The sequence below is a fragment of the Blastococcus sp. KM273128 genome (genome assembly GCF_021698975.1).
Classification (GTDB): domain Bacteria; phylum Actinomycetota; class Actinomycetes; order Mycobacteriales; family Geodermatophilaceae; genus Blastococcus.
On the sequence record NZ_SSXA01000052.1, the window covers coordinates 19,093 to 28,517 of the forward strand.

At 73.1% G+C, this 9,425-nt stretch carries 6 protein-coding genes; all 6 read left to right on the top strand.

Annotation, left to right across the window (positions count from 1 at the left end; translation table 11 throughout):
• The first annotated feature begins 169 nt into the window (after window positions 1-169).
• The 6 genes from E9529_RS14885 to E9529_RS14910 all read left to right on the top strand — a co-directional run bounded on the left by E9529_RS14885 (window position 170) and on the right by E9529_RS14910 (window position 9,200).
• Complete coding sequence (locus E9529_RS14885; protein ID WP_236831932.1) at window positions 170-709, top strand: hypothetical protein; 540 nt, start codon at window positions 170-172, stop codon at window positions 707-709.
• On the top strand, window positions 706-1,992 hold the full coding sequence (locus E9529_RS14890; protein WP_236831933.1) for a 3'-5' exonuclease: 1,287 nt from the start codon (window positions 706-708) through the stop codon (window positions 1,990-1,992). The genes E9529_RS14885 and E9529_RS14890 overlap by 4 nt, the downstream gene beginning before the upstream one ends.
• 22 nt (window positions 1,993-2,014) lie before the next feature.
• Window positions 2,015-4,480 (top strand): ATP-binding protein, encoded by a 2,466-nt coding sequence (locus tag E9529_RS14895; protein ID WP_236831934.1) that lies wholly within the window; start codon window positions 2,015-2,017, stop codon window positions 4,478-4,480.
• Window positions 4,477-4,899 carry a hypothetical protein gene (locus tag E9529_RS14900; RefSeq protein WP_236831935.1) on the top strand — a complete coding sequence of 141 codons (423 nt, stop codon included), beginning with the start codon at window positions 4,477-4,479 and terminating at the stop codon, window positions 4,897-4,899. The genes E9529_RS14895 and E9529_RS14900 overlap by 4 nt, the downstream gene beginning before the upstream one ends.
• Window positions 4,900-5,717: 818 nt before the next feature.
• A complete protein-coding gene (mobF, locus tag E9529_RS14905; protein WP_236831936.1) occupies window positions 5,718-8,852 on the top strand; it encodes a MobF family relaxase in 3,135 nt (1,044 codons plus the stop codon).
• A gap of 135 nt (window positions 8,853-8,987) precedes the next feature.
• Complete coding sequence (locus E9529_RS14910) at window positions 8,988-9,200, top strand: AlpA family transcriptional regulator (protein ID WP_236831937.1); 213 nt, start codon at window positions 8,988-8,990, stop codon at window positions 9,198-9,200.
• Window positions 9,201-9,425: the final 225 nt, after the last annotated feature.

The following is a 9,425-nucleotide window of genomic DNA, read 5'->3' on the forward strand; positions in this document are numbered from 1 at the left end:
CGCTCGCTCTCGGGTCGAAATGGGGATGTCGCAGCGGTTCTCACGCATCCTGCGACCTCATGGTGCCGTTGGTGCGCGAGAGGCGGACGAGTTCGAGCGGTACGAGAAGGGATCGATTCCGTCCGACCCGCGTGGCATGGTCGCAGCCGTTGCGCGGACGGGGGAATCGATGAGCGGCATCGCGGTAGTGGATCAGCCGACTGGCGAACGAGTCGTCATCTGGCACGTCAGCGTCGGGGACGGCCTGGAGTCGACAATGGCCGGCGCCTGGGTGCTGCCGGCCGACGACGAGCGGATCGATGGGCTCATCGCCGGTCGGCTGCTCGTGACGACGGACGCGGCGGGCGGCCGGTTCGGCGCCGGGGCCGATGCGGGGGCACTCGCCACCGCCGTGCAAGGCGAGGTCGATGCGCTCGACCGGGCCTTCACCGCGCACCTGGCGACGTTGCCGTCCTCCCGGCGGCAGCTCGTCCGGCCACGGTGGCCCCGCGTCCCCGCCGCGGCCGCGCCGGCGCTCGCCGGGGATCCGGTCGCGTCCGGGGCGCTGACCGTGGCTCGCTGGGTGTCCGATCTGCTCGTCGCCTGGGGCGAGATCGAAGGTCTGCGCCTGTCGCGCCCCTTCCTACTGGCGCATGGGGGTGAGGCGGCCCGTGCCTACCCGCCCAGCTGGCCGCAAGACGGGGGCGCGACGACGGGTGCTGCGGCATGAGCGTCGCAGTCGTCGACCTGGAAACGACCGGGGTGTACCCGAGCGTCGACCGCGTCGTGGAGATCGGGGTCGTCCTGCTCGACGAGGCCGGCGGCGTGGAGCACGAGTTCTGCACCGTGGTCGACCCGGGCCGAGACGTCGGCGCCACCTCGATTCACGGTATCCGCGCCTCCGACGTCGTCGGTGCCCCTCCGTTCGCCGAGGTGGCGCCCTACCTCGCTGCGATGCTGTCTGGCCGGGTGGTCGTCGCTCACAACGCGCTGTTCGACCTGCGCTTCCTTGCCCGTGAGTTCGGCCGCGCCGGTCTGCCGATCGCGCTGTCACCCGCGCTGTGCACCATGCGGCTCGCCGGGTTCTTCGACCGCTCGATGCGCTCGCTGGCGTCCGTCTGCGAAGCACTTTCCATCGCGCACGACCACGCGCATGCGGCACTGGAGGACGCCCGCGTGACCGCGACCGCTCTCTGCCGCCTGCGCGAGCTGCTCGGTGACGAGGCGCTGACCGACGCCGCCCTGGCGGTGGACTTCGATGTCGACGGCATCTACGTGCGCTCCGGTGGGGTGTCCACACGGGAGTGGGCGACTCTGCTGGCGGAGGTGTCGTTGAGCCGACGACCGTTCCTGGATCCCTGCCGCAGCGTGACCCGATCTCGAGCGGCGGCGGCGCGTTCCGAGCGGGACAGCTACCTGCCCAACCTCGTCTCGGCGCTGCCCGACCTGGCCGCCGCTCCGGCGACCATGGCGCCATACCTGGCAGTGCTCGATCAGGTCCTCGAAGACCGCCTGGTGAGCGTGAGCGAGGCGGATCAGCTCCTGACCCTGGCCGGTGAGCTCGGCTGCGGGCCGGGCCACGTACAGGCCGCACACCGGTTGTACCTCGACGCTCTGGCTACTGTCGCGCTCGCCGACGACGTAGTTACCCAGGCCGAGCGTTCCGACCTCGACCGGGTCGCCGTCCTGCTGGGGATGCGACCCGACGACGTCGACACGGCGCTGACCATGGTCCGGTCCGGTGCGCGGGTGTCGCTTCCGCGCAGTGTGCGGGGCCTGTCGCCGGGCGACACGATCGTCTTCACCGGAGAGATGTCCCGCCCGCGGTCAGCGTTCGTGGACGCCGCGCGCGCCGCCGGCCTCGAGCCGATGAACGCGGTCTCGGGCAGGACCGATGTGCTCGTGTGCGCCGACCCCGAGTCGCAATCCGGGAAGGCGCGAAAGGCCCGCGCGCTGGGCGTGCGGGTGATCGGCGAGGCGGCGTTCTGGGAGTCCGTCGGCCACCCGGGCTGACCCGCACATGGAAGGGATCAGCATGTCCGTGAGCACGGGGGACGACGGGCTGCACGAGCGGCTCTCGCAACGGGTCGACCAGGCCGTGCTGTCCGAGGAGGCCAAGCTCCTGGTCCTCAGCGCGTTCTGGGGGGATGACGAGTTCCGGGCGGCCCTCGACGGGGCGGTCGGCGAGAAGGCCGCGGTGGGCACGGTCGAGCCGGCCGACGTCCCGCGGACCTACCTCCGGTCGGTCACCGTCACCGGCTTCCGCGGCATCGGACCGCAGACGAGCCTGGAGCTGGAGCCTGGTCCTGGCCTCACCCTCGTCGTGGGCCGCAACGGATCGGGCAAGTCGAGCTTCGCCGAGGCGGCCGAGATCGCCCTGACCGGCACCAACGCGCGCTGGCGGGACCGCTCGTCGGTGTGGCGCGAGGGCTGGCGCAACCTGCATCGCGGTGACGCGCAGCCCTCGGTGCAGGTGGACCTGCACGTGGATGGCGAGCCCGGCACGACGCGAGTAGCCCGGGAGTGGGACTCCGACGACGTGGACGCCTCGAGGGTGTGGGCGCAGCGGCAGGGGGCACGCCGGGAGTACGGCGAGCTGGGCTGGGACGACGCGTTGAGTGCCTACCGGCCGTTCCTCTCCTACTCCGAGTTGGGCTCCGTGCTCGGCCGCCCGTCGGACCTCTACGACGCTCTCTTCCGCATCCTCGGGCTGCAGAAGGTGTCCGACGCCCAGGAGCGGCTGCACCGCGCGTTCACCGAGCTGGAGAACCGGCGCAAGGAGTGCGCCAGCGAAGGCACGGACTTGCTGGCCGCACTGCGCGTTACCGACGATGAGCGCGCCGCGCGAGCTGCCGAGGCCCTCGGCGGGCGGATGCCGGACCTCGACGTCGTCGCCGACGTGCTCCGAGGCGAGCAGGCACCGACCGGCGACTTGGCCGTGCTGAAGGGGTGGGCCGACCTGGCCCCTCCGGACCCTGCCGCGGCCCTGCGTTCGGCCGAGGACCTCGATGCCGCCAATGGCGCCGTGCAGGATCTGTCCGGCGGCGACAGCGACCAGGCGCGGCGCCTGGTCGCGCTGCTCCAGCAGGCACTCGACCACGCCGACCACACCGCGGACGCCGACTGCCCGGTGTGCGGTGCGGCGGGTCGGATCGACGACGCCTGGCGGGCGGCCACCGCGGAGCAGCTCGCCCGGCTGCGCGAGCAGGCGGCGGCCGCCGAGCGGGCCCATGCCGCGCTCCGCACTGCCCGCGCCGCGGTCCACGCGCTCGCTGCTGCCGCACCCGCAGTGCTGCTGCAGGCGTCCCCGCCCGAGGTCGACGGGACCGACCTGCACGTCCGCTGGTCCGCGTGGACGGCGGCCGCCCGGGCCGAAGACCCGGCGACCGTGGTGACAGCCCTGCGCAACGACACCGCAGCCCTTGCCGAGCTGGTGAGCGCGGCTGCTGCGGCTGCCGGTGCGGAACTCCGGCGGCGCCAGGACGCGTGGCAGCCCCTGGCCGAGCAGCTGGCAGTACACCTGCCGCGGGCCCGCGAGGTGTCCGCGCAGGCGCAGTTGCGGGCCGACGTGAAAGCCGCCCGCGACTGGCTGAAGGGCCAGGCCGACGACCTGCGCGATGAGGGCCTACGGCCGATCGCCAACCATGCCGCCGACGTTTGGCGGCAGCTGCGCCAGGAGAGCAACGTCGACCTGGGGCCCGTGCGGCTGGAGGGCGCGAAGACTCGGCGGCGGGTCGAGCTCGACGTCACCGTTGACGGCGACTCGGGCGCGGCTCTCGGGGTGATGAGCCAGGGCGAGTTGCACGCCCTCGGCCTCGCGCTCTTCCTGCCCCGGGCCATGCTCGACCAGAGCCCGTTCCGCTTCGTCGTGATCGACGACCCCGTGCAGGCCATGGACCCGTCAAAGGTCGACGGGCTCGCCCGCGTGCTGGCCGGCGCCGCGCACACCCACCAGGTCGTCGTCTTCACCCACGACGACCGGCTCCCCGACGCAGTCCGCCGGCTCCAGCTCCCGGCGACCATCTGGGAGGTCGTTCGCCGCGAGCGCAGCGTCGTTGAGCTGGCGCAGTCCGACCACCCCGTGACCCGCTACCTCGACGATGCCCGAGCCGTCGCCCGGACCGAGAGCCTCACCGATGCGGCGAAAAACCGGGTGGTCGCCGGCTTCTGCCGGAGTGCCCTGGAGGCCGCCTGCCACGACGCCGTGCGACGGCGACGGCTCGGCCGCGGCGACCGGCACGCCGACGTCGAGACCGCACTGACCGGGGTGAGCACGCTGACGGCTATCACGGCGCTCGCCCTCTTCGACGATTCCGGCAAGGGCGGCGACGTCCTCGGGCACTACAACAAGCGCCTGGGCAGGTGGGCGGGCGACGTGCACCAGGCCTGCAACAAGGGCGTGCACGGTGGCGGAGCGTTCAACGCCGTCGACCTTGTGGAGAAGACGCAGCGGATGGCCGATTACCTGCTTGCCGCCAGCCCCGCCGCGGCCGTCCCGTGAGCGAAGCGGAGGACTTGCTCGCCCAGGCCGACCACCTGCTGGTCACCGGGAACCCGGCCGCCCGCGGCTGGTGGCCGCGGACTGCCGCCTTTCTGATTCGCGCCGCCCTGGAGGAGGAGCTCCGTGCCTTCTGGGACCGCACGGAGCCGGGCACGGCAGAGGCGTCAATGCGGGCGCAACTACTCGTGCTCGCCACGACAACACCGCCCGGAGCCGAGACGGCGCGGGACGCCGCGGCGACCTGGCACGCCCTGAGCCGGGCCTGCCACCACCACCCCTACGAGCTGGCACCGACGGCCGCGGAACTCCGGACCTGGCACACCGCTGTATCCGGGCTCAGCGCCGCGCTGCGGATCCGCGGCGCCGGAGGGAATGAGCAAGGACCGTCAGGAGGTAGCCATGGCCAGATCAATCCGTGACTGGTTCGCCGACCGCGAGTCGGGGTCACTCGATGACGCCCTGGACGACGAGGTCGTCGAGCGGCAGGCCCCTTGGGATGTTGCGGCCCTCCCCAGTGCCCCACCGCGGGCTACGGATCGCAGCCGCACTCCCTCCCGGCGAGTCGCAGCCGGCGCGGCCAAGAAGACCGCGAAGGGTCGGGGCCGGGCACCAGCCACGGTGCCCGTCGCGCCACCCGTACCCAAATCCGCCGGCTCCGAGCCGGCCCTGCCCCGCGCGTTGCGCGAGCGGATCACGGTGGCCATCCGGCTACACCCTGGCCAGGGGGCGCGACGGGTGGCTGCAGCATTGCGCGCCGCGGGGGCGGAGGTGACCAAGGCCCAGGTCGCTGCGGTCCTGCGCGATCTGGCCGCCCAGAGCAACGGGGCGTCGCCGGCTGCACGCGCAACGCGGGCGCCACGAGACGCCGGTACAAGCAGGAGTCCGCGCCCAACCCCGGCGACTCCGCTGTGCGGCTCGTGCGGAATGCGCGTCAGCGTTCTGGGCCTGTGCCGCTGTTCATAGGATCCCACAACTTCTGACTACTTTCCTGCCAACGCTTCGATAGTCGGCATGAATAGCGAGATCCAGCTCCACTTTCCATCGCTATTCAACTACCTGGCATCTACTGTTCGAAAAGTCGACGATCCCGAGCTTTCCACGCTCCCTGAGGCTTCTCTAAGAGACGGCACGCATGCTACCAATAGAGGTAGCCCGGGCCCCGTTTCGCGGGGTCCATCGTCGTTTCTTGGGGTGACGTGTTGGTCATCGTCGAATGGCGGTGGAAATGCATGGCGGAATGAAGGTCTACGCCGGCACGCCGGCGGCTGCCCGGGCGTACCTGGAGGCCGACCGCGGCCGCGCTGATGACTACTACCTGGCCGAGGGCACCGGCCTGGCCCGCCGCTTCACGGCCACCGCCGGGCGGGTGGAGGAGCGAGTGCCGCTGAGCGGTGACACCTACGAGAGCTGGGTGGCCGGCCAGGACCCGGACACCGGCGCGCTGCGCGGGCGGCTGCGTACCGACCAGCGCGCCGTCCGGTTCGTCGAGGTGGTGGTCAACGGCCCGAAGTCCTGGTCCCTGGCTGCCGCAGTGCACCCGGACGTCGCCGCAGCCTACGACGCCGCGCAGGACCGCGCCGCGGTCGAGATCATCCGCTGGCTGGCTGGGCACGCGACCACCCGGATTGGCCCACGCGGCGGGCAGGTGCAGGTGCCGCTCGAGGTGCTGGAGGCGGTGACGGTGCGGCACTACACCTCCCGCGCCGGCGATCCGCACCGGCATTTGCACCTGCAGATAAGCGCCCGAGTGTTCGCCGCCGACCAATGGCGCGGGCTGCACACCGTCGGCGTGCGTGACTTCCTCGCCGCGATCAACGGCATCGGGCACGCCGCGGTCGTCTGCGATCCGCAGTTCCGCACCGCCCTGGCCGCCCACGGCTACACCCCGGATGCGACTGGAGAAATACTGGAGCTCGCCGAGTACATCGGTCCGTTCAGCGCCCGGGCGGCGCAGATCGGGCGCAACCTCGATCGCTACGAACGCGACTGGACCGCGGCGCACCCCGGGGAGTTCCCGGGGCCGGCGCTGCGGCGGGCGTGGGACGCCCGGGCATGGGCCGACGGCCGCCCGGACAAGGTCACCCCCCGTTCGGGCGCCGACCTCGCCGCGCGGTGGAGGGCCGAACTGGCCGCTCTCGGTTACCGCGACCCCGACCGACCGGTTGAGCTGGGGTCCACCCCGATCGGCGTCCTGGACCGCGACCGCGCCGCCGACCAGATGCTCACCCGGCTGGCCGCCGGCCGCTCGGCGTGGAACGCCGCCGACCTGCGCGGCGAGGCCGAACGGCTGATCGCCGCTGCGGGCGTCGTCGCCGAGGCCGCGGTCCGTGGCGAGCTGGCCGAGGACCTCACCGCCCGAGCCCTGGCCCGCTGCCTTCCGCTGCTTGACCGCGGCGAGGTACCCGAGCACGTCCGGGCCTGGACCTCTCCGGCGGTGCTGGAGGTCGAGGCCGACCTGGTCGCCCGCCTCGCCGCCCGCGGCGGCCACCACAGTTCGGCGGCCGACCTGCGGCCGGACCGGGGAGCCGGCCTGGAACTGTTGGATCCCGGTCAGGCCGCGACCGCGGCCGCGCTCGCCGGGAACCGGCCGCTGGTGGTGGTGGAGGGCGCGGCCGGCGCGGGCAAGACCACGACGCTGGCCGCGGCCCGTCGACGACTGGAGGAGCGGGGGCGGCGGCTGATGGTTGTGACCCCCACGTTGAAGGCGGCCAGGGTCGCCTCCGCCGAGGTCGGCGCCGCCGCCGGCTCGGCGGCCTGGCTGGCCTTCCAGCACGGCTGGCGCTGGGACGACGCCGGCGCCTGGACCCGGTTGACCCCCGGTGAGGCCGACCCGGCCACCGGCCAGCTCTATGCCGGACCCGGGGAGAACGCGCGGCTGCGGTCGGGGGACCTGCTGGTCGTCGACGAGGCCGGGATGCTCGACCAGGACACCGCCCGAGCCCTGCTGGTCGTCGTCGACGAGCACGACGTCCGGGTGGCGCTCCTCGGAGACCGGCACCAGCTGGCCGCCGTCGGCCGCGGCGGGGTGCTGGACCTCGCCGTGCGCCGGGTCGACCCGACCGCGCACGTGACCCTCGACGAGGTGCACCGCTTCACCCGCACCGACCAGACCGGGCGGACGGTGCCCGACACCGAGTACGCCGACCTGACCCTGGCCATGCGCGCCGGCGCGGATCCCGGCCGGGTGTTCGACTCGCTGGCCGCCCGCGGCGAGGTCCGCCTGCACGCCGACGCCGCTGCGCTGCGGGAGGCGCTGGCCGACCTGGCCGCCGAGCTTCACCGCGGGGGCGAGCAGATAGCGATCGTGGTGGACACCCGCGAGCAGGCCGCCGAACTGGGCGCCGCCATCCGGGATCGGCTGGTCACCGATGGGCGCGTCGACGACACGCGGGTCGCGGTCACCGGGGCGGGGCAGCGGATCGGCGCCGGGGACCGGATCGCCACCCGCCGCAACGACCGAGCACTGGGCGTGGCGAACCGGGACATCTGGACCGTCACCGCCGTCAACCGCGACGGGTCGCTGACCGTCGCCCCGGCCGACGTCACCCCGACCGGCGCCGTCCCGGCCGATGTCACCCCGAGTGTCACCCCAGCCGGAGCGGGGGAGCGGGTACTGCCCGCCGGCTACGTCACCGCCCACGTCGAGTTGGCCTACGCCAGCACCGCGCACGGGGTGCAGGGCGACAGCCTCACCTCGGCGCATGTGGTGATGGGCGAGCACACCGGCGCCGCGTCGGCCTACGTCGGCATGACCCGAGGCCGCACAGCGAATACCGCGCACCTGGTGGCCGCCGACCTGGCCGAGGCGCGGCAGCAGTGGATAGCGGTGTTCGGCCGCGACCGCGCCGACCTGGGCCCCGGCCACGCCGCGCAGCTCGCCGCCGCCGAAGCCGCCCGCTACGCCCAGCCCCGTCCGCTCGACCAGGTGCTAGCCGAGCTGCGCGAGGCGTGGACGGTCGAGCAGCGCTGCCTCGATCGGCTGGACCTCCTGCAGCCGCAGCACGACACGCTGAGCGCTGTCGTCGCCCTTCAGGCCGCCCACGAGCTCACCCCGGGCGGTGCGCTCGGCTGCGTTCCTTGCCCTGCCGAGCGGCTGAGCGATGTCGACCGGGGCATCGCGGCCGCCGAGCACCAGTTGGCCGGGGCGCGGGAACGCATCGCCGCGCTGGTGGCCGACCCGACCCTCCTCTACCAGCCCGCCGATCGGCTCATCGCAGAACGCAACGCGTGGCGCGCCCGGGACGCCGAGCGCCGCCAGATCCCGGCAGCCTCGCGACCGGCCGCCGTTCATCCCGGCGTACCGCGGCCGGAGTCCGAGCGCCGCGGCCCCTCCCTCACTCGGGGCGGCGCGGCCCCCGGCCTCGGGCGATGAGCCGCGCATCAGAGAACTGCAGGCCAACTGGAGAATCCCGGCAGGATCTTGCGGTCGGCTGTCACCAATGGGCTTCGTTTGGCGCCTTCTACAGGTGACGGGGCCTCGCCCATCCGACCACGACCGGAGCCGACCATGACCGACCATCTCGCCGGCCGCGAACCCGAGCTGCTCACCATCACCGAGGCGGCCGACCTCCTCCGTGCGCCGGTCGCCACCCTGCGGTACTGGCGCCACCTGGGCACCGGCCCCCGCAGCTTCCGCCTCGGCCGACGCGTCCTGTACCGCACCGACGACCTCCACGCCTGGATCGCGCAACAGCACGCCCAGGCTCTCGACCGTCGATGAGCGGGCGTCGTCCACAGGCGTGCCGGCCTCCCCAGAGACTCGAGGCGGCGTTGACCCGGGGAGCAGTCGTGGGCACGCTCGACTGATGGCCGGCAGCATCACCGTGGACGTGCTCAGCGACGGCAGTAAGAGCGTCCGCCAGTAGGTCAACGGATTCGCGGTGATCTTGGTCGGTTGGCCCATCGGTAGAGGTACCAGGCGGCGCGGAGCAGGGCACGGAGGGTG